The following is a 25,564-nucleotide window of genomic DNA, read 5'->3' as shown; positions in this document are numbered from 1 at the left end:
TGTCCCGGCCATCCGTCACCCTTAGACATTCCGGCCGTTCTGTGCAACACATGGATCGTTCGTTTTAGAAAACCGCGACCGCCTGTTGTGCGGTCCTCGAACCGTTTCACCGTTCCAGCGTCCCGAGTTGTCAGGAGGCCCATCATGAGGATCAAGGGCTCACCCACCCTCCGCAACGACTCCCTCCGCAGCCGCTTGCTGTGGCTGTGGGTCCTGGCGCTCGCGGCCGGCGGCTGTACTGCGTCGGCCGACACGGCCCGGCTCGACACCGTTGTCAAGGCGGGCATCGCGTACGCCGCCAAGGCGCCGCCCTTGCTGGACCGGGCGTTGGAGACCGCGATGGCGGTGGATTCACGTGCGCTGGTGGAAGCGCGGGATGGCCTGCCGGAGGAACAGCGGCGGGAGGCGCTGCAACAGTTCGACGCGGTCATGGCGGAACGTATGACGGACTACAAAGCCGCCAAGCGCCACAACGAGTTGTTGAGGTCGTACTTCGTCGCCCTGCGGGCGCTGCTGGAGTCTGGTGGGCCGAAGGCGAGCGGCACCGCCGCGAAGCGGTTGATGGCGGAACTCGGAAAGCTCTCACCGAGCCTCAAGAAGGTGCGCATGGGGGACGTTTCGGTAAGCGGTTTGGTGGAGCCCGCCGTTGTGATGACGGTAGCCTCGTTCAGGTCCGCGGCCTTGCGGCGCGAATTGGAGGCGCGCGGCCCGGCCATCGAACGCGAGCTGGCTTTGCAGGAGGCCCTGGTGACGGCGCTGGCACGGCAGGTGCGCGCGGATCGGGAGATCCTGTCGGCGGCGTTTCACAACGACGAGGTGGTGGCGCCCTACGTGAGCGCCAAGCGGCTGCCCAAGACGTGGCCGGCACGGCGGCTGAAGAGCCTGCGGGAGCCCGTTGACGTGGAAGCGGCGTTGGCCGCGGAGCAGGCCGTCCGCGCACTGAGGCAGGCGTACGTGGCCGCCGTCGAGGGGCGCCTGGACGCCGGTCAGGAAGCCGAATTGGCCACTACCGTCGAGGGGTTCGTGGAGATTGTGTCACGCCTCGGCGCCCAAGCGGGGAGGGCGGCCCGATGACGCCGGGAGAAATCCGCGGGAAGACTCTGTCCGAGTTGCGCCGGGCGCGGAAGGACATGATGTCCGCCGAATGGCTTGCCGCGGTAAACGATCTTCCCGAGGCCGAGCGCACGGCGGCGGCCACGGCGCTGCTGGATGTCTGCCTCGCCATCCGCCGGCTCGAGAACACGCGCGTCATGGCCATCCGCGGGGAACTCGTCGATAACGGAAAAGAGCTGGAACGCGGCCTCCGCGCCCTCGATCGGGCAAGGGAGAGACTCCACCGGATCGAGGCCTACCTGAAGGCCGTGACCACGCTCGTGACCACGGTGGCGAAGGTGGTCAAGCCGTAACCGACACCAAACCTGAATCCGTCATACCCGCTCCCAGGCTGTGCAAGAACTCCGCTCTTACCGCAGCACGGCGCGGAAGGGGCGCCGGAAGCCTCTGGCCGGCAGGTTCCCGGCGCCTGTTCGCTCGCGCACCAGCCAGGCATCGGCCGTCAATTCGATGCTCCCGCCGTCCGTGCGGCACAGGCTCACCGTCATGAAGTGTTCCCGCGTACGCTTCCTCGGATAATCCGACAACAGCCGCCCCTTGCGGATTGGGACGAAAAAGCGCCCGCGTCCCGCTCGGTTCTTGTAGTAGTTCACCTTGCGGGTCGGCCAACCCAGGTCGCGGGCTGTCCCGGCCGGAGGAAAGCGCTCAGGCCTGCTCGTGGCGGTGCTCGTGGCCACGCCGTTGAGACCGGTGAGGTTCGACAGGGGTGACGAGATGATCTCGAAGAGGTGCGCGCCGCGGGTGCCGATGGGGACGCCGGCGATGCGTCCGAAGTGCACGTCGCCGCTCAGGACGACCACGTCGTGGGGGACGGCGCCGAGGGCGTCGAGCAACGCCGCGAATTGTTGTTGGTAGCTACGCAGGTTCCGCTCCGCGCGACTCTGCCGGACGATCAGCGGCTGCGGAAGGATGAGCACCCCTGGACACGTCCTGCGCCGCGCCCAGTCGAGCAGCTTCCCGAAAGGAGCCGCCGGAAGAAACGCCTCTTCCGTGCGGTGCGACCGCAGGTCGGCGAAGCAGAGGGTGAGATCCTGGCCGATGGCCAGCGTCTCCACTACGGGCGAGCGCTGGATGTTCGTAACGGCGTCGCGCGCGGCCGCTTCCCAGTGCGCGCGGACGTGCGGCAACCTGAGCGACCAAAGGGCGGGGATGGGCGAGTCGACGAAGGGGTAGTCGTTCCAGTACTCGTGGTCGTCCGGCAGCATCCATGTGCCGCCCCGGCCGAGGATTCCGTCCAGTGCTTGCCAGTGGAGCGCGTAGTCGTCGGCGATGCGCTCGCGTATTTCGCGCGGTATCAGCGAGAGCGAATCGAAGCCGATGTCCAGGTAGACCTGATCGCCGGTAAGCGCGGTGATGTCCGGGCGGACGGTGCCGGCGCCACGTTCGTAGAGCGCCCGGTACGAGGCCGCCGCCCGCCCGCCGTCGCGATGGTTGTAGAAGCAGCTCCCGAGGCCGATGGTGAAGGCGCCTTCGCCCTTGAGCGGGAGGCGCCGCGGCAGCGTGCGGAACGTGCCCGCGCGCAGTTCTTGCCACCCTCGGACGGGTCCCGCGGACGCATTCCCTTCAACGAGCCGCTCGAACGTGACCCGGTACTCGCTTCCGGCCTCAAGCCGCCTGAAGGTTACGACCCGGAAGAAGCGCCGCCTCATACCGCGGAACGGCCGCCGCCAGTCGTCCCTTGAAATCAGCGCCGAGCGCACCTCTCGCTCGTCACGGAAGAGCCGCACCCGCGCCCGCTCCGGCATCTTCAGGGCGGGGAACAGGGTCCCCACCCATGCCTCGGCCGAAGTGGCGCCGACCCGGTGGATCACAAGCGACCACTGCGCGGTGGAAGCGGAGTAGTCCGGGCGGATGGGCGCGGGGGAGCGGTCCATGTGCATGACTGTTGCTGATGGCCCAGGGCCATTCCTGTCGTCAGTCCTGGGGTAAAATTATTGCTGTAACTTGACGAAAATGGTAGTTTGAATCGATGCGATTTTCCGAGTTGCTTGAGATGATCGGCGACGAACCGGTGTTCGAGACCGGGCTGCTGCTTTGCGGGCGCGCCGACCCCGTGAGGATTCGACATCAACTCGCCCGGTGGACCCGGGCTGGGCGAATCCATCAACTTCGTCGCGAACTGTACGCGCTGGCTCCGCCCTACCGCAAGCGCATGCCCCATCCGTTCCTGATCGCCAACCGCCTCGTGCCGGGGTCCTACGTGAGTGGACTATCGGCACTGGAGCACTGGCATTGCATTCCCGAATACGTTCCGGAGGTCACCAGCGTGGCGGTCGCGAGGCCGCACCTGCGCCAGACTCCGCTGGGCCGCTTCTCGTTCCGCTACGTCAAGAACGATCTGCTCTACGGTTACCGGCAGATCGACCTGGACCCTGGACAGACGGCGTTCGTGGCACTGCCCGAGAAGGCCCTGCTCGATGTCGTCCACTTGTGCCCCGGCGGCGACGAACCGGCCTGCATCGCCGAGTTGCGGTTGGACTTCGAGGCTCTAGACCTGGACGAACTGGATCGGCTGGCGCGGGCCGCGGGCAAGCCCAAACTGTTGCGGGCGGCGCGACACGTGCGCGCGTTGGCCGAAGATCCCAACCTTTCCTACGAGGCGCTGTGAAGGTTCACTTGATCGATTTGGTGCGAGCGGCCGATCCGCGGCAGGGCCGCAACATCGCTCGGGAATACCTCCAGGCACGCATTCTGGGGATACTCCAACGCGAGAGGGCGATGGTGCCGCTGGCGTTTCAGGGCGGCACCTGCCTGCGCTTCCTCTTCAACCTGCCGCGGTACTCGGAAGACCTCGACCTGACGTTGGAAGGCGATCCCGCCGTCTACGATCTGCGCGGGTGGCTGGCGGCCATTCGTGCGCAACTCTCCCGCGAGGGATATGCCGTCGGCCTCGCGGTGCGGGACCGGAATCCGGTTCACAGCGCGTTCGTGCGTTTCCCGGGCTTATCGTACGAAGCGGGCCTCTCCCCCCGTCGCGAGGAGAGCCTCGCCATCAGGATCGAGATCGATACCCGGCCACCGGCGGGCGCCGTTCTGGAGACCCGCTTGGTGCGCCGCCACGTAACCCTGCGCCTTCAGCATCACGACCGCGCGTCGCTTCTCGCCGGCAAGCTGCACGCCCTCCTGCAGCGTCCCTACACCAAGGGACGGGACCTGTACGACCTGATCTGGTACCTCGGCGATCCGGGCTGGCCCGCGCCGAACCTGACGTTGCTCAACACGGCCTTGCGGCAGACCGGCTGGGAGGGCGATACCCTACATGCCGACAACTGGCGGACCACGATCCTTGGCCGGCTCGACGCCTTGGCGTGGGATCGGGTGGCGGCGGATGTCCGGCCGTTTCTGGAACGTGCCGAGGACGTCGCTTGGGTCACGCGGGAGAACGCGGCGCGACTATTGGCCCAACAGCGGTAACGTCAAAGCGCTCGTTCTCGTCAAGATGGAAGAAGCCCTTGTCGTCGGGATGCCGTAGTTCATCGGTGAGCCAGGCCAAGCCTGTCGGCTGCGGCTCCCAGACGTTTGTCTCGTGTCCACAGTCGCGCTGGGGGAGCCAGGGCCGCGGCTGCCAGCAGATGCATGTCAATGTACCCGATGCCCCGTCCCATCAACTGGTTTCGTCCAATGAAATAAAGCACTTCGGAATCTTCCGCGGCGGGGAGGGTGGGCAGGTCCTGCAACATCGCCAGGATCTCTTGGCGTCGGGCAAGATTGCCGCACGCCAACTCGCCGATGACAAAAGGATGGACAAGCGCTTGATCGGTTTCCAGCAGGTGCGTCAATTCCCGGTCTCCGGTGCGCAGGTGCTCGATCCATACCGAGGTATCGATCAGGATCATGGGCTGGACGGAGCGTCGTCGGCGGGGCGCCGCCGTGGAACCGGTTGCAAGTCAGGCTGACTGCCGCCGAGTTTGGCGAGCCGTCGCGCGCTTTCCCGCTCCACGAGGGCTCGAAGGGCTTCCCGGATCAGCGCTGGTTTGGTGGTGATGTTGGTAAGCTCACGTGCCCGCGCCAGCAGTTCGTCGTCTATGTTCAGGGTCGTTCTCATATCGATGCTCCCAAGCAAACTGAACCAAGGCTCAAAGCTAACATCAACTGATGTCGCAATCAATGTCAATGGGTTCCGGCGGGACGTTGGGATGTCGCCCACGCAACTTCTCACCGGCCTTCCTCTGTTGTATGCTGACGCATCCCAATGGCCGGGGAACCGCCCGCGGGGCGAGTCCAACACGGAAGCAGGTTCAGCATGAGCGGAACGGGTTCAGATACGGTGCTTTCGGACCACGAGCGTGCCACCATCGAGGCGGCGGCCGCGCGCATCGTCCCGTCGGACGACGGCGCCGGCGCGCGCGAGGCCGGGGTCATCGACTACATCGAGGGTTTGCTGGCCGCGGACGAGGTGGACACGGACATCAGTCCGCGGGAGAAGAAGGAGTACGCCAACTTCATCCTCGGGGGCATGGGCGGGCGCACCGAGGAGCAGCAGGCGACGTTGTTCAAGCTCCACGGCACGGGCAGCCGGCACCTCCGGGCCTATCGCGACGGGGTGCTGGAGCTGGACCGCGTGGCTGCGGAGTTGGCGTCGGGCAAGGACTTCCGCAGCCTGGACGACGAAGGGCAGGACCAGGTCCTGACAGTGCTGGACGAGCGCAAGGACCCGTTCTTCACGCTGCTGCTGACCCACACCATGGAGGGCTTCTACGGCCACCCGCGGCACGGCGGCAACAAGGACCGGGTCGGCTGGCAGGTTCTGGACTATCCCGGTCCGAGCTTCCCGCACGGCAACGAGAAACCCTACGGCTGGTACGACGCCAACGAGCCGGACGAGTTCGCTCAGGAGAAGAAGGATCGCTCGTCCTGACATGCGGCCCCTGTGACGGAGCGGTGACGAAGATTCGGGGCCAGGGGCATTCAAGCGGAGGAAACAGATGGCACAGCACGAGACGGTGGACGTCTGCATCGTGGGAGGCGGAGCCTCGGGACTGGTGGCGGCCAAGGAACTGACCGAGGCGGGCATGACCGTATGCGTGCTGGAGCGCGGCCCCTGGTACAAGCGCGAGGATTTCGCCTTGGGCGACGAGCTCATGTACAAGCGGCGCAACTTCTTCTGGCCTACGGTGGAGCTGGAGCCGCGCACCTGGCGGCCCAACGCCGACAGCCCCTCCGAGGTCCTCTCCACCAAGACCCAGACCTTCTCCAACGCCATGTGCGTGGGCGGCGGCACCATCCACTACAGCGGGCTATCCTGGCGCTTCCACGAGTCGGACTTCCGCGTGAAATCCGAGGACGGCCCGGTGGCGGGCACCACCATCGAGGACTGGCCCATCTCCTACGACGACATGGAGCCCTTCTACGAGAAGGCGGAATGGACCGTCGGCGTGTCGGGCAAGGGCTGGTCCAATCCCTTCGACCCGCCGCGCAACCGCGACTACCCGGTGGGGCCGGCGGCGCGCAACAGCCCCGGAGCCGCCCTGGAGAAGGGCGCCCGCGAGCTCGGCCTGCACCCCTTTCCCACTCCGCTGGCCATCCTCACCGGCGATTATGACGGCCGTCCGGGCTGCATCGGCAAGGGGATGTGCTCGTCCTACGGCTGTCCGGTGGGGGCGAAATCGAGCACCCTGGAGTCGCTGCTGCCCAAGGCGCTGGCCACCGGGCGCCTGGAGATCCGGCCCCTCTGCCTGTCGCGGGAGATCACCGTGGACCGGGAGGGAAGGGCCTCCGGGGTGACCTACTTCAACGCGGAGGGCGAAGAGGAGCACCAGCCGGCCCGCCTGGTGGTGATGGCCGCGGGCGGCGTGGAGACGGCGCGGCTGCTGCTCTTGTCCGAGTCCGCGCGGTTTCCCCAGGGGCTGGGTAACCGCAGCGGCCTGGTGGGCAGGAACCTCATGTTCCACTCCCCGGGGGTGACCCTGGTGGTGACGTTTCCCGAGCCGCTGGACGGGCACAAGGGGACCTCCAGCACTCGGGTGCTCCAGGACTTCTACAAGACCGACGCCAGGCGGGGATTCATCCGCGGCGGCTTCATGCACCCCCGGGCCCACGGCGGCGACCCCATCGAGCTGGCGCTGAGGCCCATCCACGGCAAGCGCTGGGGCAAGGAGCACAAGGACTCCATGCGCGAGACCTGGCGGCACTACCTGCACAGCCACTGCACCGGCGAGAGCCTTCCGGTGGAGAGCAACGCCGTGGATCTGGACCCCGAGGTGACGGACTGCTACGGCCTGCCGGTGGCTCGCATCACCTACACCAGCCACGAGAACGACGTGCGGTTGGCCACCTACCTGGGCGAGCGTTCACGGGAGATCTACGAGGCCGCGGGGGCGGCCCGCATCATCGTGCCCAAGCCCGAGACCCGCAAGCTCCACAACCACCAGATGGGTTCCTGCCGCATGGGCAACGACCCCGAGTCGTCGGTGGTGGACAAGTGGTGCCGCTCCCACGACGTGCCCAACCTCTTCATCGTCGACGCCAGCGTGTTCGTTACCGGCGCCGGTCTCAACCCCACCCTCACCATCCAGGCCAACGCCTTCCGCGTCTGCGACTACATGGTGACGGAAGCGCGCAAGGGAAATCTCATTCACTGAAGCGCCTGTCGTCGCGGTGGCCCTGTTTTGACAACCGATGAGCGCCGCGCAACGGATACTCAGGGACACTTTCGGCTTTGACCGCTTCCGTCCCGGCCAGGAGGGCGCCATAGAGGCGCTGCTGGCGGGGCGTCACGTGCTCACCGTGATGCCCACGGGCTCGGGCAAGTCGCTGTGCTTTCAGGTCCCGGCGCTGGCGCTGGGCGGCCTGACCGTCGTAGTTTCGCCGCTGGTCGCCCTCATGCAGGACCAGGTGGCGGCGTTGCGCCTCGCCGGGGTGGCGGCGGACACGATCAACTCGGCCAACACCAGGCCCGCCAACGTCGCCGCATGGCGCCGGGCCGTGGCGGGCGACACGCGGCTCCTGTACATGGCGCCGGAGCGGCTCATGACCGAGCGCATGCTGGAGGCCCTGGGCCGGCTGCCTGTTCGATTGTTCGCCGTCGACGAGGCCCACTGTATCTCGCAGTGGGGACCGTCCTTCCGCCCTGAGTACGAAGACTTGTGCCGCCTCCGGCATCTCTTCCCGGAGGTCCCCATCGCCGCGCTGACCGCCACCGCCGACGCCATCACCCGCGAGGACATCGCCGAGCGCCTGTTCGGCGGCGACGTGGACTCGTTCGTGCTGGGCTTCGACCGTCCCAACATCCGGTTGGCGGTGGAGTTGAAGCACGAGTGGAAACGCCAGACCCGGAGCTTCCTGGCGCGCCATCGAGGCGAGAGCGGCATCGTCTACTGCCTTTCGCGTCGCAAGACGGAGGAGACCGCGGCCGTGCTGGCGGCGGACGGCGTGCGCGCGCTTCCGTATCACGCGGGCATGGACAAGGAGGACCGGGACGCACACCAGAACGCCTTCATGACCGACAGCGGAGTGGTAATGGTGGCCACCATCGCCTTTGGCATGGGCATCGACAAGGCGGACGTGCGCTACGTCCTGCACACCGACCTGCCGGGCAGCGTCGAGGCCTACTACCAGGAGATCGGCCGCGCCGGACGCGACGGCGAGCCCGCGGAAGCGCACATGCTCTACGGCCTGGCGGACATCCGCATGCGCCGCCAGTTCATCGAGGAGGAGGACGCGGGCCCGGAGCGACGGCTGCGGGAGCACAAGCGGCTTGACGCGTTGCTGGGCTATTGCGAGGCGCCCGCTTGCCGGCGGGTGACGCTGCTGGAGTATTTCGGGGAGCGCATCGAGCCCTGCGGCAACTGCGACATCTGCGTGGACCCCGTGGACCGGCTCGACGGCACCGAAGACGCGCAAAAGGTCCTGTCGGCGGTGTATCGCACCGGCCAGCGCTTCGGCGCCGCCCACGTGATCGACGTGCTGCGCGGCGCCGCGACGGAGAAGATCGAACGCGCCGGCCACGACCGGTTGTCCACGTTCGGAGTGGGTGCGGACCGGGGCAAGAACGAATGGCGCTCGCTCATCCGCCAGATGGTGGCCACGGGTTTCCTCCGGCTCGACATCGGCGGCTACGGCGGCATCTCCATGACCGGCAAGGGCCGCGGCCTGTTGCAGGGAGAGGAGACGTTCCTCTATCGCCCGGACACGGTGAGCCCACGGCCGGACGCGTCCGCTCGGGAGGCCGGAGGCCGGCGCCGGAAGGAACCCGACGGCGTCCCGCTGAGCGCGTCCGAGGCGGCGTTGCTGGAAGCCCTCAAGGCGCTGCGTCTCCAACTCGCCCGGGAGCGCGGCGTCCCCGCCTACATCGTGTTTTCCGACCGCACCCTCATCGACATGGCGCGGCGCAAGCCCCGTACCGAGGAGGAGTTCGCAGAGGTGAACGGCGTCGGCGCGGCCAAGCTCGCGGCCTTCGCGGAACCGTTCCTTGCGGCCATCGAGAGCACGATCGGGGACGGGTGCTGACGCCCCTCAACGTCTCAGCGGGTACGCATCAGCTTGGGATCAATGATGTCGCGCAGGCCGTCGCCGAGCAGGTTGATGCCGAGCACGGTGACGAAGATGGCGATGCCCGGGAAGATGGTGAGCCAGGGGGCGCGGTACATGTAGCTGCGGCCTTCGCTCAGCATGGAGCCCCAGGTGGGGATGCTCGGCGGCACGCCCAGCCCCAGGAAGCTCAGACTCGCCTCGGTGATGATGACCACGGCCATGGCGAACGTCGCGATGACCATGACGCTGGGCAGCGTGTTGGGGATCACGTGGCGCAGGATGATGTAGCGATTGCTGGCGCCCAGCGCCCGCGCCGCCTGCACGAACTCGCGTTCCTTGAGCGACAGCACCTCGCCCCGGACCACCCGGCAGTACTGCACCCAGCGGCTCAGCACCAGCGCGATGATGAGGTTCACCAGGCCTTGCCCCAGGAACGCCATGATGGCGATGGCCAGCAGCAGGAAGGGGAACGCCAGGAATATCTCCGTGGTCTTGTTGATGGTTTCGTCGATCAGTTCCCCGAAGTAGCCCGCCACGGCACCGAGAAAGCAGCCCAGGATCCCGGCCAGGAAAACGGTGGCGGCTCCCACCATGAGCGAGATGCGCGAGCCGTAGATGACCCGGCTCAGCAGGTCGCGCCCCAGGTTGTCCGTGCCCATGATGTGCGGGTTGGTTGCCAGGTCCAGCGAAGGCGGGCGCAGGCGCTGCTCCAGGCTCTGCTCCTGGGGGTCGTAGGGCGCCAGCAGGGGCGCTCCCAGCCCGCAGATGCACAGCAGCAGCACGATGATGCCGCCGCTGATGACTTTCGCGTAGCGCCGCCAGCCGATCACAGCCGTATCCTCGGATCGACCCAGGTGTACAGCAGGTCGACCGTCAGGTTGACGAAGAAATAGACCATGGCGAAGAAGAAGATCACCCCCTGGGCGAGCTTGTAGTCCCGGGTGGTGATGGCCTGGATGAGCAGGCTGCCGATGCCCGGCCAGGAGAACACCGTTTCGGTAATGACCGAGCCGCTCAGCAGGGCGCCGAGCTGAAGCCCCAGGATGGTGATGATGGTGATGAGCGCGTTCCGGAGCGTGTGCTTCCAGATCACCGTGCGCTCGCTCAGTCCCTTGGCGCGGGCGGTGGTGATGTAGTCCTGGCGGATGACCTCCAGCACGCTGGAGCGCGAGATGCGCGTGATAATGGCGGCGAAGCTCGTCCCCAGGGTAATGGCGGGCAACAGGATGTGCTTGAGCGCGTCCCAGAAGGCCGCGAGGTCGCCGGCGATCAGGGCGTCCACGAGCATGAGGTTGGTCACCGGCACCACGTTGACGCCGTAGGTGAGCCGGCCCGCCACCGGCAGCAGGTTGAGCTGACCCCCGAGGAAGAAGATGAGCATGATGCCGAGCCAGAAGTTGGGCAGCGATATGCCTATCAGCGCCACGGTCATGCCCGAGTGGTCCCACATGGAGTTGTGTTTGATGGCGGAGTAGACCCCGATGGGGAGCGCGATGATGATGGCGACCAGCAGGCTCGCCAGCGCCAGCTCCACGGTGGCCGGAAGGCGCTCGACCACGAGTTGCGTCACCGGCTCGCCGTAACGCATGGACTCGCCGAAGTTCCCCTGGACCGCCTGGGACACGAACTGCCAGTACTGCACGATGATGGGTTGATCGAGCCCCCACTCGCGCGTGACCTCCTCGATTTCGTGGGGCTCCGCGTCCTCGCCGAGCAGCAGCGTCACCGGGTCTCCGGGCGCGAGCTGCATCAGCAGGAAGACCAGGAAGGACATCCCGATCAGGACGGGCACGGCTCCGATTATCCTGCGCCGAATCATTCGACCGGTCCTATAGTCCCATCTGTCCCAGCGAGCGGTCGAGCCGCTCCAGCGCCTCGTCCACCTGGTCCTTGGTGACGGTGAGCGCCGGGGTGACGCGGATGACGTTGCCCATGAGCCCGCCCTTGCCGACGAGCAGGCCGTTTTGCTTGGTCAGCTCGAAGAGCCGGGCCACGGCTTCCGGGCTCGGCGTCTTGTCCGGACCCACCATTTCCACGGCCTGCATGAGGCCCATGCCGCGGACGTCGCCCATGAGCGGGTACTTCTGCTGGAGGCCCAGCAGGCCCTCCCGGAGCTGATGCCCGCGCTCCGCCGCATTGGCCACCAGCCCCTGGTTCTCGACCACCTCGATGGTGGCCAGCGCCGCGGCGCAGGTCACCGGATTTCCCCCGAAGGTGGAGAGGGACAGCCCCTTGACGCTGTCGGCGATCTCCGGCCGGGTGATGGTGCCGCCGATGGGCACGCCGTTGGCCATGCCCTTGGCGAAGGTCATGATGTCGGGCTCCACGTCCCATTGCTCGATGCCGAACATCTTGCCGCCGGTGCGGCCCCAACCCGTCTGCACTTCGTCGCAGATGAAAAGGCCGCCGTACTTGTGCACGATGTCCGCTACTTCCCGGAAGTATTCCCTGGGCGGCGTGATGAAACCCCCGACTCCCTGGATGGGCTCGGCGATGAAGGCGGCGACCTTGCCCGACGTGGCCGTCTGAATGGCGCCCTCCAGATCCCTGGCGCACTTGAGGTCGCAACTCGGGTACGTGAGCCCGAACGGGCAGCGGTAGCAGTAGGCGTTGGGGATGTGGTGGATGTTCGGGCTCGCGGTGGGGGTCAGGCGCCAGGTGTAGTGCCCGGTGAGGCTCATGGCAAGCTGGGTGCGGCCGCTGTAGCCGTGGCGCAGGGCGATGACGTCCTGGGAGCGGGTATAGAGCTGCGCCACCAGCACCGCGGTCTCGTTGGCCTCGGTGCCGCTGTTGGTGAAGAAGGACTTCCGGAGCGCCCCGGGCGTGATGGCCGCGAGCTTCTCGGCCAGGCGCACGTGGGGCTCGGTGGGGTAGAGCGTGGAGGTGTGCTGGACCTTGCGGACCTGCTCCTCGATGGCCGCCACCACCGTGTCGTTGCAGTGGCCGACGCTGATGGTGACGATGCCGCCGAAGAAATCCAGGTACTCGCGTCCGTCCACATCGTAGACCAGCGAGTCCTTGGCGTGGTCCACCACCAGCGGCTCTTCGTAGTAGTTGGCCACGCAGGAGAACAGGTACTCCTTGTGCTTTGCGACGATCTCCTGCTGCCTGCTCGATTCCATGTGAATTTCCGTATGTCCAACCCTCGCTGAAACAAAGGACACTAGCACAAAGCCCGTGAAACGGTCAAAGTTCGCGGCTTCCGAAGCGCCGGGAGCGGGGAGCCTGCCGGATTGTCATGTCCACTAGCGCGCGTCGCCGTACAGGCGCTTCAACCGGGTCGGCGGCACGCCGGCGAGATAGAGGAGCTTAAGCGCCCACATGAGCAGGATGGTGCGTACCGGGCCGTGCTGCTCCCAGCGGCGCGCCGAGCTTGTCACGCGCGCCCGGAGACACGCGATGCTCCCTTCCTTCTTGAGCGCGCGCGAGAACGCCACGTCCTCCATGAGCGGCATTTCCGGGAAGCCGCCGAGACGCTCGAACACGGCGCGGCGCACGAAGATGGCCTGGTCGCCGGTGGCGACCCGGGTCAGCCGGGAGCGCAGGCTGATCATGCGCCCGACGAGGCGGAGCAGCGGGCGTGTGCTGTCCAGGCGGATGTCGAAGCGTCCGCCCACGCAGCGGGCGTCCGCCATGCATTCGCGGATGTCCCGGCTCGCGCCGGCGGGGAGTCTGGTGTCGGCGTGCAGGAAGAGCAGCACGTCGCCGGCGGCCTGGCGCGCGCCCGCGTTCATCTGCATGGCCCGGCCTCTGGGCGAGACCACGAGCCGCGCGGAGGTTGCGCGCACGACCTCCGCCGTCCGGTCCGTGCTGCCGCCGTCGACCACAATGACCTCGAAGGCCTCCGTGCGGTCGAGATCCGCGAGGGTGGCCGCGATGGTCCGCTCCTCGTTGAGGACGGGAATAATGATGGAGAGCCGCATGGACGGGTGGGTCGCCCGCCGGACGGTTTCGTCTTAAAGCAACGCGCCGCCGCAACTGCTGCCGGTGCCGGCGGTGCAGGCGTAGCAGTGGTTCCCCGTGAGGATGGGCTGATCCTCGAAGTCGGCCGCGGCGAGATCCCGGATGTGGGGCCGGGTCCCGTTGACCTGGCCCAGCGGCATCTCGAGCATCTGGTTGAAGTCGCAGTCGTACACCGCGCCGTCCCATCCCACGCTCAACAGGTCCCGGCACATCACCTTCTCCACCGTCTCGGCGTTGAAGTTGTCCTCCAGGAGCTGCAGGTAGTCGTCGTACTGGTCCCGCTGCTTGAGGAACTTCTTGAAGCGGGTAATGGGCATGTTGGTCAGGCAATAGAGGTGGTTGAAGACGATGCCGAAATCGTCGCCGAGCATGCGCCGGTAGTCGCCTTCGAGTTCCTCCTGGGGCGGCGGCAGGTAGTTGCCCATGGGGTTGTAGACGAGGTTGAGCTCAAGCCCTGAATCGGGCTGTCCGTAGCCCAGGCGGTTGAGCTCCTGCAATCCGCGCACGCTCAACTCGAACGTGCCGTTGCCGCGCTGGCTGTCCACGTTCTCCTTGGTGTAGCAGGGCAGCGAGCAGACAACCTCGACTTGGTGGCTCTTGAAGAACTCGGGCAGGTACTCCTTGCCCTCCTCGTAGAACACCGTGAGGTTGCACCGGTCCATGACGTGGCGTCCGAGAGCCTTGCAGGACTCTACCAGGTGGTCGAAGTGGGGGTTCAGTTCGGGCGCGCCTCCGGTGATGTCCACGGTGGGGATGTCGGATTTCTCCAGGAACCGCAGCACGTCGTCCACGGTGTTCCGGTCCATCATCTCCTTGCGGCCGGGCCCGGCCTCCACGTGGCAGTGGAAGCACGACTGGTTGCAGTACTTCCCCATGTTCACCTGGAGCACTTGGAGCTTCTGCTTTCGCAGCGAGCGGCCGCTGGCCCTGACCTTGTCGTCGAAATATAGCGTGACAGCCTCCCGGGCACGGAATTCTACCCCCGAACGACGGGGTTCCCGGCAGTGTTGCAATTGGGTTTGTCTTGGTCAAGACTTGCAGCCAATTTATTTGGCACGGTGCCGGCGTCGGAGCCCCTCTGACAACGCGTTCAGCGGTTTCGCCCGCTCGCCACCGCCGTACCCACGGAGGGCGCGTGGAACCCTTATCGAAAGAAATACTCACTTTCTGGTTTGAAACGCTGGACCTGAGCACGGAGATGGACAAGCGCCAGGTTTGGTTCCGCTCCACGCCGGAGTTCGATCAATACTTGGTCGACCACTATACCGAAGTCCAGGAGCGGGCCGCGGCGGGCGAGTTCGACCACTTCAAGGAGACCGTCGAAGACTGCCTGACCTTGATCCTGTGCCTGGACCAGTTCCCGCGCAACATCTTTCGCGGCACGCCGCGCGCCTTCGCTACCGACCCCAAGGCGCGCGAGGTGGCCGGCTACGCCTTGGCAAAGGGTTACGACCGCGGCCTCTCCCGCTGGCCCAGGACCTTCATCTACCTGCCGTTCGAGCACAGCGAGCAACTGGCCGACCAGGAACGCGCGCTGGTGCTGTACGGCAGCCTCGGGGTCGAGGACTCCATGCGCTCGGCGGTCGGCCACCACGCCGCCATCAAGCGCTTCGGCCGCTTCCCCCATCGCAACGCGGTCCTGGGCCGCCCCAACACGCCGGAAGAGGACGAGTACCTCAAGGATCCGCCCATGTGGGGCAAGACCGCCGCCGAGGCGGCGGAACTGGAGGCGCGCAAGGCGGCGGCCGCGAAGGCGGAAGGTTAGCTGGCTGGCGACCGAGCGATCCCGCGGATTGTCGTGCGAACGAACCGGACAAACTACTAGGGAGGGGAGCATGTACTACGATTGGATGGAGAGTCCTCTCGGCGCACTCTTGATCGTTGCGGACGAGTCCGCGCTCAGGATGATCAGCTTCTCTCGGGGGCGGCATCCCGGCAAGGTGGAGGACGGCTGGCGCCGGGGCGGGACGGTGGTGGCGGAGGCGCGGCGCCAACTCGACGAGTACTTCGCGGGGCGGCGCAAGGCCTTTCACCTGCCGGTGGCGCCCGCGGGCACCCCGTTTCAGTTGCGCGCGTGGCGCGCTTTGCAGGACATCCCCTACGGTGAAACCCGTTCCTACGGCGAACAGGCCCGCGCCTTGGGGCAGTCGGCAGCGGTGCGCGCGGTGGGGGCGGCCAATGGGCGCAACCCGATTCCCATCATCATTCCGTGCCATCGGGTCATCGGCGGAGACGGGCGGTTGACGGGGTACGCGGGCGGCCTCGACATCAAGAAGTACCTGCTGGACCTGGAACGGCGTCACGTCGTCGGCAACATGCGGGAAGCGGCCACAGGGCTGCGGTCCGGTACGACAGCGGACCCGTTCGGTCGGGAACCGGAGCAAGGGCATGCGGCTCCTTAATCGGGTTGCGCTGGTCACTGGCGCGGCCACGGGCCTGGGGCGAACTTATGCGGTGCGGCTAGCGGAGGAGGGCGCCCACGTGTGCGCCACCGACGTGAACTTCGCCGGGGTGGAAGGGACCGCCCGGCTGGTGGCGGCGGAGGGCCGCAAGGCCCTGGCGCTCGAAATGGACGTGACCTCCGAGCAGCAGACCCTCGACGGAGCCAGGAAGGCCTTCGACCACTTCGGCAGCATCGATATCCTGGTGAACAACGCCGGCATCGTGCGCAACACACCAAGGGTGCCCATCGAAGAGGCGGACGTGGCGGACTGGCACCGCATCATCGCGGTGAACCTCACCGGGACGTATCTCGCGGCCCGGGCGGTGGTGCCCTACATGAAGCGCTCGCCCAAGGGGAAGATCGTCAACATCAGCTCCGGCGTGGCGCTCCACGGCCGCACCCTGAGCCACGAGTACGTGTCGTCCAAGATGGGCGTCATCGGCCTCACCCGAGCCCTGGCCACGGACCTCGGCCCCTTCAACATCAACGTGAACGCCATCGCTCCGGGCGGCGTCGACACCTCGCAGGCGCGGGAAGCGCCGGAAACGCCCTCCGAGCACATGCTGCGCCAGCGCTGCGTCGAGCGCCACCTCCTTCCGAGCGACCTCGACGGAGTCGTGGCGTTTCTCGCCTCCGACGACAGCGACATGATCACCGGGCAGGTGATCAACGTGGACGGCGGCCGGGTGTTTATCGCTTGACCGGCGTCAGGCGTTCTGAGCCGGCTACCCGGGGTACGTGGCCTTGGCCTGCCGGCCGTGGCCCTTCTTTCCCACTACCTTGCCGTCGCGGTACACGGTGGTGCCGCGCACGAACGTGCGTACCGGCCAGCCCTTGAGCGTGCGCCCGGCGTAGGGGCTCCAGCCGATTTTGCTGAGCACGTCCTCGTCGCGGATCTCCTTCTCGGCGTTCAGGTCCACCAGCGCCAGGTCGGCGTCGTAGCCCACCTCGATGCGGCCCTTGTTGTGCACGCCGAAGATGCGCGCCGGCAGGGTGGAGGTGGCCTCGACCATGCGCTCCAGCGAGATCTTGCCCTTGGAGGCGGCGTCCATGAGCAGGCTCATGTAATATTGCGCGGACGGCGTGCCGGTGTGCGCCTTCCAGCCGTCCTCCCAGCCGATCTCCTTCTCCTCGCGCGTGTGCGGCGCGTGGTCGGTGGCGACGATGTCGATGGTGCCGTCGCGCAGACCCTCCCACAGGGCCGGCGAGTTCTTTTCCGGGATCCAGTAGGAGAGGGCGTAGGAGCCCAGCCGCTCGATCTCGCTCCAGTCCGACCCCAGGAAGATCGCCCAGGGGTTGACCTCGGCGGTCACCCGCCGGCCGGCGTCCTTGGCGCGGCGGATCATCTCCACGGTGCCCTCGGTCTGGACGTGCAGCACGTGCAGGTGCACACCGGTGGCCGCCTGCAGGCGGATGAGGAACTGGATGGCGGTTTCCCAGATCACCCCGTCGTGTTCGGCATAGGCTTTGGCGTAGGCCAGGCAGTCGCGCTCCCCCCGGTCCCAGTACTTCTTCTCGATGTAGTCCATGAGAGGCTGGTCGTGGGGATGGACCATGAGCGGTACGTTGGCCGCCGCGCAGGCCTCCATGATCTCCATGATCTTGCCGTGGTCGTGGACGCCGATGCCCGGCATGTGCGGATAGTCCCGGCCGGTGTCCACCACCATGAACACCTTGAATGCGCCGATGCCCATCTTGGCCAGCTTGGGGATCTCTTCCGGGATGGTGCCGGCCGGGTTTACGTTGAAGTCGATGATCGACTCGCGCTCGTAGACCGAGAACAACTGTTCGAGGCGCGGCACCGTGTTGGGCGGCGGCGTCACGTTGGGCATGGCCACCGACGTGGTGACGCCGCCGGCGGCGCACTGCATGGTGGCGGTGTGGATGTTCTCCTTGTAGTCGTAGCCGCCGGGCTCGCCGCCCTCGCGGTGGTGCGAATGCATGTCCACCGCGCCGGGGATCAGCGCCAGCCCGGAGGCGTCCACCACCTCGCCCGCCTCGGGCTCGGCCCCGGGCTGGTAGATTCCGGCGATGAGGCCGTCCTGAACGCCTACCGAGGCGTTGTAGCGGCCCTTGGCATGGATAATTTCGGCATTGGAAATCAGCACGTCGAGCATGGAAGTTCTCCTTGGTTGCTGTCGGCGTCCTTCGACGTCGCTTCGCTTGCGCTCCGCTAAGCCTGTCCTGAGCTTGTCGAAGGGCTCAGGACCGAACGGCGCCGTTGAAGGTACTTTACTGTCTCAGCAACCGCGACAGCGTCGCGTAGTCGCGCGAGACCGGAAAAGCCGGGTACCGCTTGACGATGGCCTCCGGCGGGTTGAACAGCACGCCGCGGTCGGCGGTGCGCAGCATGCTCAGGTCGTTGTAGGAGTCCCCCGCCGCCACCACGCGAAAGCCGATCTGCTTGAACGCCCTCACGGCTTTGCGCTTGCCGTCCTTCTGGCGGAGGATGTAGTTCGCGATGTACCCCGACCGGCTCACCGTGAGCCAGTTGCACAAGAGCGTCGGGTTCCCCAGCTTCCGGATCAGCGGCATGGCGAACTCGTAGTAGGTGTCCGACAGCAGCACCACCTGGAAGTCCTGATAGAGGTCGTCGAGGAAGTCCCTGGCCCCGGGCAGCGGCTCCATGCCGGCGATGACGCCCTGGATGTCCGCCAGCCGGATGCGGTTCCTCCGGAGCACCTTCAGGCGGTGCTGCATGAGCTGGTCGTAGTCGGAGATGTCGCGCGTGGTGAGCCGCAGGTCGTCGTTGTGGAAATGCTCGGCCACCGCGATCCAGATTTCCGGCAGGAGGACTCCCTCCAGGTCCAAACAGCAGATTTGCATGATATCGATACGTCCCGGTCGAATTCCGAGCACCGGCGAGGGCGTCGGGAATTGGGGTTGGCCCGCGGGGTGACGCAGGCCCGAAATCGGGAGAGTAGCACAACGCCCAGCGGTAACAAAACGTCCATCCAGGTTGCGTCACAACTCACCGGCCACGGGCCAACCGAGCGTCATTCCCCGCGGACCCGTCCTTGACAGCTTCGCGAACCCCGTGTCAATGAGAACTCTCGTCGATCCCATCGAATCTGAACAAAACACAACCCACAGGAGGAACACGATGAGCATCAACCTCGCAACGGTGGACATCCCCGCCGAAGACGGCAAGTCCATGGGCCTGTACGTGGCCGCGCCCGACGGCGACGGCAGGAAGCCGGCGCTGCTGGTGATCATGGAGATCTTCGGCGTCAACGCGCACATGAAGGATGTCACCGAACGCTTCGCCAACGAGGGTTACGTGGCAGTATCGCCGGATCTCTACTATCGCCTGGACGAGCGCGTCATCCCCAACACCGACCGCGACGGCGCCTTTGCCGCCCGCGGCACCCTTTACGACACCAAGGTCGTCGAGGACCTGAACCGCGCCATTGCCTACGCCAAGGGGCGCGACGACGTGGACCCGGACCGGGTGGGCATCATCGGTTACTGCTTCGGCGGCCGGGTGTCGTGGATGGCGGCGTGCAACTGCCCGGGGCTTGCGTGCAGCAGCCTGTACTACGGCGGCCAGATCGCCGGCGGTCAGCGCGGCGAGAAGAGCCCGGTGGAGCCCGTGACCCAGGGGAACAACATCAAGATCCCGATGCAGTGCGTATGGGGCGGGCAGGACCAGGGCATCCCCCAGGAGGCCCGGGACGCCATCGAGGACACGCTGAAGGCCAACGCCGTAGACTACGAGTGGCACCTGTACGACGACGCGGGCCACGCGTTCTTCTGCGACGATCGCCCGAGCTACCACGAGGCCTCCGCCAAGGACGTCTGGCCCAAGACGCTGGCGTTCCTGGCCAGGCACCTGAAGGGGTAGAGCACCAACATTTCCAAGGAGGCATCCGATGGCGACAAAAGAATACAAGACCGTGCTGGTGGAGAAGGAGGACGGCCTCACCTGGGTCATCCTCAACCGTCCCGAGAAGCGCAACGCCATGAACCCGCAGCTCCACTTCGACATGTACGACGCGGTGACGGAAGCCGAGGGAGACCCCGAGACCCAGGTCATGGTCATCACCGGCGCGGGCCAGAGCTGGTGCGCCGGCATGGATCTCAAGGAGTTCTTCCGCGAGGGCGACAAGAACCCCGAGTTTCAGCGGCAGGTGGCGTGGGCCAGCCAGGAATGGCGCTGGCGCAAGCTCTTCACCTTTCCCAAGCCCACCATCGCCATGGTGAACGGCTACTGCTTCGGCGGCGCCTTCAGCCCGATGATTGCCTGTGACTTCGCCATCGCCGCCGAGGACGCCATTTTCGGGCTGTCCGAGGTCAACTGGGGCATCCTGCCCGGCGGCCTGGTGAGCCGTGTCGTCACCGACGTGTTGAGCCTGCGCGACGGCCTCTACCATGCCATGACCGGCGACCCGTTCGACGGCAGGAAGGCCGCGGAGATGCGGCTGGTCAACTACGCGGTGCCGGCGGACCAGCTCCGGGACGAGACCGTGAAGCTGGCCAGGAAGCTCATGGAGAAGAACCCCTGGGCGCTGCGGGCCACCAAGCAGGCCTACAAGCTGGTGCGCGGCATGGACTACTCCCAGGCCGAGGACTATCTGGCCGCCAAGGGCGCGCAGATCAAGATGCAGGACCGGGAGGGCGGTTACGACCAGGGCATCAAGCAGTTCATCGACGACAAGACCTACAAGCCGGGGTTCGGCCCCATGGCCCGCGTCCACAAGGGTTCCTGACGCCTCGGGTTTGTCCGCGCCTTGACTCCGGCAACCCGACTGCATAGAGTTGGCGGAATCTCAATCACTTGAATGTTCCAAGGAGGTACACGTTTAATGGCAACGAAAGAGTACAAGACCGTGCTGGTGGAGAAGGAGGACGGCCTCACCTGGGTCATCCTCAACCGTCCGGAGAAGCGCAACGCCATGAGCCCGCAGCTCCACTTCGACATGTACGACGCGGTGACCGAGGCCGAGGGAGATCCCGAGACCCAGGTCATGGTCATCACCGGCGCGGGCAATAGCTGGTGCGCCGGCCAGGACCTCAAGGAATACTTCCGCGAGGGCGACAAGAACCCGGCGCTGCGCCGGCAGGCGAGCTGGTGCAGCCAGGAGTGGCGCTGGCGCAAGCTCTTCACCTTCCCCAAGCCCACCATCGCCATGGTCAACGGCTTCTGCTTCGGCGGGGCGTTCACGCCGCTGGTGGCCTGCGACTTCGCCATCGCCGCGGATGACGCCGTCTTCGGGCTTTCCGAGGTCAACTGGGGCATCCTGCCCGGCGGCCTCGTGAGCCGGGTGGTCACGGACATGCTGTCCTTGCGCGACGGCCTCTACCACGCCATGACCGGCGATCCCTTCGACGGCAAGAAGGCCGCGGAGATGCGGCTCGTGAACTACTCGGTGCCGGCGGACCAGCTCCGGGACGAAACCGTGAAGCTGGCCAGGAAGCTCATGGAGAAGAACCCTTGGGCGCTACGCGCCACCAAGCAGGCCTACAAGCTCGTGCGCAACATGGACTACTCCCAGGCCGAGGACTATCTGGCCGCCAAGGGCGCGCAGATCAAGATGCAGGACCGGGAGGGCGGTTACGACCAGGGCATCAAGCAGTTCATCGACGACAAGACCTACAAGCCTGGGTTCGGCCCCATGGCGCGGGTCAACAAGGCTTCCTAGCCGGTAGGCGGCAGGTGTGACAGTCAGGAGGGCGAGGCATCGGCCCGGCGGCGCCCGGACCGATGCTCCAACAGCCGGAAGACGGCATTCACAGATTCAAGGAGGGAGCAAGCGATGAAGTCAACCTTACACGTGCTTTCCACTTGCGCCGTGCTGGTGCTCGCACTGTTGCTCGCGACCCCGGCACTGGCCGCGGACAAACCGTTTTTTCAAGGCAAGACCTTGAGGCTGGTGATCGACTTCTCGGCGGGCGGCCCCACCGACATCGAGTGCCGCATCTACGCCCGGCATCTCAAGAAGCATCTGAAGGGCGATCCCACTATCGTGGTCACGAGCAAGCCGGGCGGCGGCGGCACGCTGGCCATGAACTGGATTTACGAGCGGGCGCGCCGGAACGGCACGGTCATGGGCTGCCAGACCGCCAGCGGCCGCTACCAGGAGTGGTTTGTCGGTGATCCCAAGGCCGCCGGTCTGCGGGCCAACATGGAGGAGATCATCCCGGTCATGTTCACCCCGGTGGTGAGCGTGGGCGTGGTGTCGACCAAGCTCACCCCCCCGTACAAGCAGCTCGGGGACCTCAAGAAAGCCACGAACCTCACCGTGGGCGGGTTCCGCGCCGACAGCAGCAAGGACCTCAAGTTCCGCGCGCTGTTCGACCTGGCGGGCGTGAAGTACAAGTACGTCACCGGGTACCAGGGGTCCGCCGGCCTCCTGTCAGCGTTCCTGCGCGACGAGATCAACTACGTGGACGGCAGCACCCCGTTCTACCTGACGCGGGTCAAGCCCATCGCCGTCGACAAGGGCGAGGCCTCGCCCCTGTGGTATGGCAGCGACGCGAACATTCCCGCCATCGCACCGGGCGTGCCCGCGCGGGATTTCGTCAAGCAGCTCTCGGGCAAGGCTCCCGAGGGACCGTTGTGGCAGCTCTTCGAGATCCTGAGCAGCTACCGCCAGATCCTGGCCCCGCCGGGAGTCCCCCAGGCGGCCGTCGATGCGATGCGGACGGCCTTCGCGAATATGAGCAAGGACCCGGAGTTTCTCGCGGAATACAAGAAAACCGTGGGTATCGAGCCGCAGATGCTGACCGATCCCAAGTCCATTGCCAACGCCATGAAGCCGTGGACGACCGCGGGTGACGAGATGAAGCAGTTCCGGCTCAAGTACGTCGAGCAGGGCCGCAAGCAGGCGGGCTCAAAATAAATCACCCACCGCTTCCCGTTGCCGGACCGCACCCGTCCGGCAACGGGAGCCACGGCGGCTTCATCACAGGGGCTGACACGCAATGCTAGAGGCTGCCCACCAGGCACTCCTGGGAATCTTGTCTTGGCCGGCCTTCGGCTATCTTCTGCTGGGCGTCGGCCTGGGCGTCTTCTTCGGCATGGTGCCGGGCCTTTCCGGGCTCTCCGGCATGGCCATCCTGTTGCCCTTCACCTTCGACCTCGGACCCTACGAGGCCATGGCGCTGCTCATGGGCATGTACGCCATCACCTCCACCTCGGACACCATATCGTCGGTGCTGCTGGGCGTGCCGGGCACGGCCGGCTCCCAAGCCACCATCATGGACGGCTATCCCCTGGCCAAGAAGGGGGAGGCGGCCCGGGCCTTCGGCGCCGCCTACACGGTGTCGGCGTTCGGCGGAGTGGTGGGCGCCGTCCTGCTGGTCCTCTCGATCCCGATCCTGAGCCCGCTGGTGCTGTCCTTCGGCGCCCCCGAGTTCTTTCTCCTGGGTGTCCTGGGCATGGCCATGGTGGGCGCCCTGAGCGGCAGCGCCCCGGCCAAGGGCATCCTGGTGGGGCTGTTCGCCCTTCAGCTCTCCATGATGGGCTATTCACCGCAGGACGGCATCCCGCGCTACTGGTTCAACACGCCCTATCTCCTGGAAGGGCTTCCCATCGTTCCGTGCGTGTTGGGCCTGTTCTCGCTGCCGGAGGTCGTGGAGTTGGCGGTGCGCCGGGGCACCCTCGCGGAGGTGCCGGAGATGGGGAAGGGCATGTGGGACGGCGTGCGCGACGCGGTGCGGAACTGGTGGCTGGCGCTCCGGTGTGCGGTGATCGGCGCCTATATTGGTTTCATTCCGGGCCTCGGCGCGAGCATCGTCGACTGGGTGGCCTACGGCCACGCGGTGCAGTCCAACAGGGATCCCGAGGCCGAATTCGGCAAGGGCGAGATACGCGGGGTGATCGCGCCCGAGAGCGCCAACAACGCCATGAAGGGCGGCTCGCTCATTCCGACCATCGCCTTCGGCGTCCCGGGAAGCGCCACCATGGCGATCCTGCTGGGCGCCTTCCTGATCCACGGGATCTACCCGGGCCCGGAACTCCTGAGCACGCGTCTCGACGTCACCTTCTCGGTGATATGGGCCTTGGTCATCGCCAACGTCATCACCGCCGTCGTGCTGATGGGCTGCACCACCCAGTTGGCCAAGGTCACCACCATCCGCGGCAGCCTGATCATTCCCATCATCCTGGTGCTGGTGTTCATGGGTTCGTGGATGGCCACGCAGGATCTGGGTGACTGGGTGGTACTGGTGTCCGCGGGAGCGTTGGGCTACCTCATGAAGCGCTGGGGCTGGCCGCGGCCGCCCATCGCCCTCGGGATCGTCCTGGGTCCCATCATGGAACGCTACCTGGACATCGCCGTGAGCCGTTACGGCTGGACGTGGGTGTGGCAGCGGCCCATCGTCATCGCCCTGATACTCATGACCCTGGCGACCGTGTTCTACGCGACCAGGAGCCAGTCGCGCCAACAGGAGGCGGAGGCCTCGTGAGGATGGCTTACGTGCGGCAAGACCGTCGAGGTGGGCGATGACCACGCCAAAGATTCGTGAACACTACATCGAAAGCCTCTTCATCCTCCTGCTGGCGGTGATCTTCGCCGCGGCGTTGTTCACGGCCAGAGGATGGCCCTGGAAAACCGCGCTTTTTCCCATGCTCATCGGCGTTGCCGGCTGCGTCATCGCCGCCGCCCTTGCATTGTGGACCGGAGTGAAGGGAGGCGAGGCGCCCACCCCGGGCGAAGCGGGAGGAGCGGCGGACATCTTCCTTGACGTGAACCTGCGGAGCGGTGAAGCGCTCGTCCGCACCGCGGTCATCGCCCTGTGGATACTGAGCATCATCGCGGGCACGTGGCTCCTGGGCCAGATGATCGCCTTGCCGCTGTTCGTCTTCCTGTACCTGAAGGTGGGTTCCGGCGAGAGTTGGCTCATCTCCGTGGGCCTCACCGTATGCATCATCGCCTTTCTCTACGGCGTGTTCGACCAGGTGATCCACGCATCGTGGTACGAGGGGGAGCTGTGGCGCGCCCTCGGCATCGAGCTGTTTTAAGGGATTTGGAGCGTCCTTCGACTTCGCTGCGCTGGCGCCTGTTCTGAGCCCTTCGACAAGCTCAGGACAGGCGCCAGCGCAGCGAAGTCGAAGGACGCCGATCGGAAAAGAACACAACATGACCGAAACGATCGAGAGAACCACCATCCGTCCGGCTGCCGACCTGCTGCACGCCAAGAGCGTGGCCATTGTCGGCGCCTCGCCCAAGGGCAACTGGCCCAACCTGCTCTTCCACAGCCTCAAGGACGCGGAGTTCCCCGGCAACGTCTTCCTGATCAATCCCAACTACGAGGAACTCTGGGACGCGCCGTGCTATCCGAGCCTGGAGGCGCTGCCGGAGCCCGCCGAGCACCTGCTGATGCTGGTGCCGAGCCGGGCGGTGATCCCGACGCTCAGGCAGGCGGCGCCGCTGGGCGTCAAGGCCGCCACCATCTACAGCGCCGGCTTCGGCGAGGGCACCGATCCCACGAGCCACGAGCGCGGGCGCGAGCTGGCCGAGTTCTGCGAGGAGAGCGGCATCGTCTGTTGCGGCCCCAACTGCATGGGTGCCGCCTCGGTGAACCAGCGCATGATGACCTACGCGCAGCGCCAGCCGCTGCTCAAGCCCG

At 66.3% G+C, this 25,564-nt stretch carries 27 protein-coding genes and 1 pseudogene; 17 read left to right on the top strand and 11 right to left on the bottom strand.

Going from position 1 to position 25,564, the window contains the following annotated elements; genetic code table 11:
* Positions 1-144 precede the first annotated feature (144 nt).
* The gene (locus OXU42_15820) at positions 145-1,074 is read left to right on the top strand and encodes a hypothetical protein (GenBank protein MDE0030857.1); all 930 of its coding nucleotides are present in this window, start codon (positions 145-147) and stop codon (positions 1,072-1,074) included.
* Entirely contained in the window at positions 1,071-1,406 is a 336-nt protein-coding gene (locus OXU42_15815; protein ID MDE0030856.1) for a hypothetical protein, read from the top strand. The genes OXU42_15820 and OXU42_15815 overlap by 4 nt, the downstream gene beginning before the upstream one ends.
* A gap of 57 nt (positions 1,407-1,463) precedes the next feature.
* Here OXU42_15815 and OXU42_15810 read toward each other — a convergent pair whose 3' ends face one another.
* Positions 1,464-2,987 (bottom strand): hypothetical protein, encoded by a 1,524-nt coding sequence (locus OXU42_15810; GenBank protein MDE0030855.1) that lies wholly within the window; start codon positions 2,985-2,987, stop codon positions 1,464-1,466.
* Between the two features lie 119 nt (positions 2,988-3,106).
* Here OXU42_15810 and OXU42_15805 point away from each other — a divergent pair, with 119 nt between their 5' ends.
* Positions 3,107-3,721, top strand: coding sequence for a hypothetical protein (locus OXU42_15805; protein MDE0030854.1), 615 nt, complete (start codon positions 3,107-3,109; stop codon positions 3,719-3,721).
* The gene (locus OXU42_15800) at positions 3,718-4,527 is read left to right on the top strand and encodes a nucleotidyl transferase AbiEii/AbiGii toxin family protein (protein MDE0030853.1); all 810 of its coding nucleotides are present in this window, start codon (positions 3,718-3,720) and stop codon (positions 4,525-4,527) included. The genes OXU42_15805 and OXU42_15800 overlap by 4 nt, the downstream gene beginning before the upstream one ends.
* A gap of 59 nt (positions 4,528-4,586) precedes the next feature.
* On the opposite strand, the gene OXU42_15795 is transcribed toward OXU42_15800, so the two are convergent.
* Entirely contained in the window at positions 4,587-4,949 is a 363-nt protein-coding gene (locus OXU42_15795; protein ID MDE0030852.1) for a type II toxin-antitoxin system VapC family toxin, read from the bottom strand.
* A complete protein-coding gene (locus OXU42_15790) occupies positions 4,946-5,158 on the bottom strand; it encodes a type II toxin-antitoxin system VapB family antitoxin (GenBank protein MDE0030851.1) in 213 nt (70 codons plus the stop codon). The genes OXU42_15795 and OXU42_15790 overlap by 4 nt, the downstream gene beginning before the upstream one ends.
* 198 nt (positions 5,159-5,356) lie before the next feature.
* Here OXU42_15790 and OXU42_15785 point away from each other — a divergent pair, with 198 nt between their 5' ends.
* From OXU42_15785 to recQ, 3 genes are all read left to right on the top strand, one after another.
* Positions 5,357-5,971, top strand: a complete 615-nt coding sequence (locus tag OXU42_15785) for a gluconate 2-dehydrogenase subunit 3 family protein (GenBank protein ID MDE0030850.1) — start codon at positions 5,357-5,359, stop codon at positions 5,969-5,971.
* A gap of 67 nt (positions 5,972-6,038) precedes the next feature.
* The gene (locus tag OXU42_15780) at positions 6,039-7,694 is read left to right on the top strand and encodes a GMC family oxidoreductase (GenBank protein MDE0030849.1); all 1,656 of its coding nucleotides are present in this window, start codon (positions 6,039-6,041) and stop codon (positions 7,692-7,694) included.
* 37 nt (positions 7,695-7,731) lie between these two features.
* Positions 7,732-9,561 carry a DNA helicase RecQ gene (gene recQ / locus OXU42_15775; protein ID MDE0030848.1) on the top strand — a complete coding sequence of 610 codons (1,830 nt, stop codon included), beginning with the start codon at positions 7,732-7,734 and terminating at the stop codon, positions 9,559-9,561.
* Positions 9,562-9,575: 14 nt separating this feature from the next.
* Here the strand turns inward: recQ and OXU42_15770 are convergent, their stop codons facing one another.
* The 5 genes from OXU42_15770 to arsS form a co-directional block, all read right to left on the bottom strand.
* Positions 9,576-10,415, bottom strand: a complete 840-nt coding sequence (locus tag OXU42_15770; protein MDE0030847.1) for an ABC transporter permease — start codon at positions 10,413-10,415, stop codon at positions 9,576-9,578.
* Positions 10,412-11,404 (bottom strand): ABC transporter permease, encoded by a 993-nt coding sequence (locus OXU42_15765; protein ID MDE0030846.1) that lies wholly within the window; start codon positions 11,402-11,404, stop codon positions 10,412-10,414. Before OXU42_15765 ends, OXU42_15770 begins: the two co-directional genes overlap by 4 nt.
* Before the next feature lie 10 nt (positions 11,405-11,414).
* Positions 11,415-12,707, bottom strand: coding sequence for an aspartate aminotransferase family protein (locus tag OXU42_15760; GenBank protein MDE0030845.1), 1,293 nt, complete (start codon positions 12,705-12,707; stop codon positions 11,415-11,417).
* A gap of 123 nt (positions 12,708-12,830) precedes the next feature.
* A complete protein-coding gene (locus OXU42_15755; GenBank protein MDE0030844.1) occupies positions 12,831-13,508 on the bottom strand; it encodes a TIGR04283 family arsenosugar biosynthesis glycosyltransferase in 678 nt (225 codons plus the stop codon).
* Positions 13,509-13,541: 33 nt separating this feature from the next.
* Positions 13,542-14,459, bottom strand: a complete 918-nt coding sequence (gene arsS / locus OXU42_15750) for an arsenosugar biosynthesis radical SAM protein ArsS (GenBank protein MDE0030843.1) — start codon at positions 14,457-14,459, stop codon at positions 13,542-13,544.
* A gap of 224 nt (positions 14,460-14,683) precedes the next feature.
* Between arsS and OXU42_15745 the strand changes: the two genes are divergently transcribed.
* The 3 genes from OXU42_15745 to OXU42_15735 all read left to right on the top strand — a co-directional run bounded on the left by OXU42_15745 (position 14,684) and on the right by OXU42_15735 (position 16,692).
* Positions 14,684-15,313 (top strand): DUF924 domain-containing protein, encoded by a 630-nt coding sequence (locus OXU42_15745; GenBank protein MDE0030842.1) that lies wholly within the window; start codon positions 14,684-14,686, stop codon positions 15,311-15,313.
* 70 nt (positions 15,314-15,383) lie between these two features.
* On the top strand, positions 15,384-15,950 hold the full coding sequence (locus OXU42_15740; GenBank protein ID MDE0030841.1) for a methylated-DNA--[protein]-cysteine S-methyltransferase: 567 nt from the start codon (positions 15,384-15,386) through the stop codon (positions 15,948-15,950).
* Positions 15,937-16,692 carry a glucose 1-dehydrogenase gene (locus OXU42_15735; protein ID MDE0030840.1) on the top strand — a complete coding sequence of 252 codons (756 nt, stop codon included), beginning with the start codon at positions 15,937-15,939 and terminating at the stop codon, positions 16,690-16,692. The genes OXU42_15740 and OXU42_15735 overlap by 14 nt, the downstream gene beginning before the upstream one ends.
* Before the next feature lie 24 nt (positions 16,693-16,716).
* On the opposite strand, the gene OXU42_15730 is transcribed toward OXU42_15735, so the two are convergent.
* From OXU42_15730 to thrH, 3 genes and pseudogenes are all read right to left on the bottom strand, one after another.
* Positions 16,717-17,976, bottom strand: coding sequence for a dihydroorotase family protein (locus OXU42_15730; protein ID MDE0030839.1), 1,260 nt, complete (start codon positions 17,974-17,976; stop codon positions 16,717-16,719).
* Between the two features lie 21 nt (positions 17,977-17,997).
* Positions 17,998-18,135: pseudogene (locus OXU42_15725) on the bottom strand (hypothetical protein).
* Between the two features lie 88 nt (positions 18,136-18,223).
* Positions 18,224-18,817: a bifunctional phosphoserine phosphatase/homoserine phosphotransferase ThrH gene (gene thrH / locus OXU42_15720; GenBank protein MDE0030838.1), complete on the bottom strand. Its 594-nt coding sequence runs from the start codon at positions 18,815-18,817 to the stop codon at positions 18,224-18,226.
* A gap of 277 nt (positions 18,818-19,094) precedes the next feature.
* Here thrH and OXU42_15715 point away from each other — a divergent pair, with 277 nt between their 5' ends.
* From OXU42_15715 to OXU42_15685, 7 genes are all read left to right on the top strand, one after another.
* A complete protein-coding gene (locus OXU42_15715; protein MDE0030837.1) occupies positions 19,095-19,835 on the top strand; it encodes a dienelactone hydrolase family protein in 741 nt (246 codons plus the stop codon).
* 28 nt (positions 19,836-19,863) lie between these two features.
* Positions 19,864-20,700 carry a p-hydroxycinnamoyl CoA hydratase/lyase gene (locus tag OXU42_15710; GenBank protein MDE0030836.1) on the top strand — a complete coding sequence of 279 codons (837 nt, stop codon included), beginning with the start codon at positions 19,864-19,866 and terminating at the stop codon, positions 20,698-20,700.
* Positions 20,701-20,796: 96 nt separating this feature from the next.
* The gene (locus tag OXU42_15705) at positions 20,797-21,633 is read left to right on the top strand and encodes a p-hydroxycinnamoyl CoA hydratase/lyase (protein MDE0030835.1); all 837 of its coding nucleotides are present in this window, start codon (positions 20,797-20,799) and stop codon (positions 21,631-21,633) included.
* A gap of 114 nt (positions 21,634-21,747) precedes the next feature.
* A complete protein-coding gene (locus OXU42_15700) occupies positions 21,748-22,833 on the top strand; it encodes a hypothetical protein (GenBank protein ID MDE0030834.1) in 1,086 nt (361 codons plus the stop codon).
* A gap of 82 nt (positions 22,834-22,915) precedes the next feature.
* A complete protein-coding gene (locus tag OXU42_15695; GenBank protein MDE0030833.1) occupies positions 22,916-24,400 on the top strand; it encodes a tripartite tricarboxylate transporter permease in 1,485 nt (494 codons plus the stop codon).
* Positions 24,401-24,437: 37 nt separating this feature from the next.
* Positions 24,438-24,956, top strand: coding sequence for a tripartite tricarboxylate transporter TctB family protein (locus OXU42_15690; GenBank protein MDE0030832.1), 519 nt, complete (start codon positions 24,438-24,440; stop codon positions 24,954-24,956).
* Between the two features lie 118 nt (positions 24,957-25,074).
* Positions 25,075-25,564, top strand: a 490-nt coding sequence (locus OXU42_15685; GenBank protein ID MDE0030831.1) for a CoA-binding protein, incomplete at its 3' end; no start/stop codon positions are given.

Source organism: Deltaproteobacteria bacterium (assembly GCA_028818775.1).
Taxonomy (GTDB): domain Bacteria; phylum Desulfobacterota; class Binatia; order UBA9968; family JAJDTQ01; genus JAJDTQ01.
The sequence above is the reverse complement of the archived record's forward strand: the minus strand, read 5'-3'. Positions and strand labels throughout refer to the sequence as shown.

Excerpts from the sequence above, each read along its gene's own strand:
- OXU42_15795 (MDE0030852.1), bottom strand. The coding sequence starts at position 4,949 with ATGATCCTGATCGATACCTCGGTATGGATCGAGCACCTGCGCACCGGA.
- OXU42_15695 (MDE0030833.1), top strand. The coding sequence starts at position 22,916 with ATGCTAGAGGCTGCCCACCAGGCACTCCTGGGAATCTTGTCTTGGCCG.
- OXU42_15690 (MDE0030832.1), top strand. The coding sequence starts at position 24,438 with ATGACCACGCCAAAGATTCGTGAACACTACATCGAAAGCCTCTTCATC.
- OXU42_15820 (MDE0030857.1), top strand. The coding sequence starts at position 145 with ATGAGGATCAAGGGCTCACCCACCCTCCGCAACGACTCCCTCCGCAGC.
- OXU42_15790 (MDE0030851.1), bottom strand. The coding sequence starts at position 5,158 with ATGAGAACGACCCTGAACATAGACGACGAACTGCTGGCGCGGGCACGT.
- OXU42_15700 (MDE0030834.1), top strand. The coding sequence starts at position 21,748 with ATGAAGTCAACCTTACACGTGCTTTCCACTTGCGCCGTGCTGGTGCTC.
- OXU42_15810 (MDE0030855.1), bottom strand. The coding sequence starts at position 2,987 with ATGGACCGCTCCCCCGCGCCCATCCGCCCGGACTACTCCGCTTCCACC.
- thrH (MDE0030838.1), bottom strand. The coding sequence starts at position 18,817 with ATGCAAATCTGCTGTTTGGACCTGGAGGGAGTCCTCCTGCCGGAAATC.
- OXU42_15735 (MDE0030840.1), top strand. The coding sequence starts at position 15,937 with ATGCGGCTCCTTAATCGGGTTGCGCTGGTCACTGGCGCGGCCACGGGC.
- OXU42_15740 (MDE0030841.1), top strand. The coding sequence starts at position 15,384 with ATGTACTACGATTGGATGGAGAGTCCTCTCGGCGCACTCTTGATCGTT.
- OXU42_15785 (MDE0030850.1), top strand. The coding sequence starts at position 5,357 with ATGAGCGGAACGGGTTCAGATACGGTGCTTTCGGACCACGAGCGTGCC.
- OXU42_15755 (MDE0030844.1), bottom strand. The coding sequence starts at position 13,508 with ATGCGGCTCTCCATCATTATTCCCGTCCTCAACGAGGAGCGGACCATC.
- OXU42_15765 (MDE0030846.1), bottom strand. The coding sequence starts at position 11,404 with ATGATTCGGCGCAGGATAATCGGAGCCGTGCCCGTCCTGATCGGGATG.
- OXU42_15760 (MDE0030845.1), bottom strand. The coding sequence starts at position 12,707 with ATGGAATCGAGCAGGCAGCAGGAGATCGTCGCAAAGCACAAGGAGTAC.
- OXU42_15710 (MDE0030836.1), top strand. The coding sequence starts at position 19,864 with ATGGCGACAAAAGAATACAAGACCGTGCTGGTGGAGAAGGAGGACGGC.
- OXU42_15815 (MDE0030856.1), top strand. The coding sequence starts at position 1,071 with ATGACGCCGGGAGAAATCCGCGGGAAGACTCTGTCCGAGTTGCGCCGG.
- OXU42_15715 (MDE0030837.1), top strand. The coding sequence starts at position 19,095 with ATGAGCATCAACCTCGCAACGGTGGACATCCCCGCCGAAGACGGCAAG.
- OXU42_15705 (MDE0030835.1), top strand. The coding sequence starts at position 20,797 with ATGGCAACGAAAGAGTACAAGACCGTGCTGGTGGAGAAGGAGGACGGC.
- recQ (MDE0030848.1), top strand. The coding sequence starts at position 7,732 with ATGAGCGCCGCGCAACGGATACTCAGGGACACTTTCGGCTTTGACCGC.
- OXU42_15780 (MDE0030849.1), top strand. The coding sequence starts at position 6,039 with ATGGCACAGCACGAGACGGTGGACGTCTGCATCGTGGGAGGCGGAGCC.
- OXU42_15805 (MDE0030854.1), top strand. The coding sequence starts at position 3,107 with ATGATCGGCGACGAACCGGTGTTCGAGACCGGGCTGCTGCTTTGCGGG.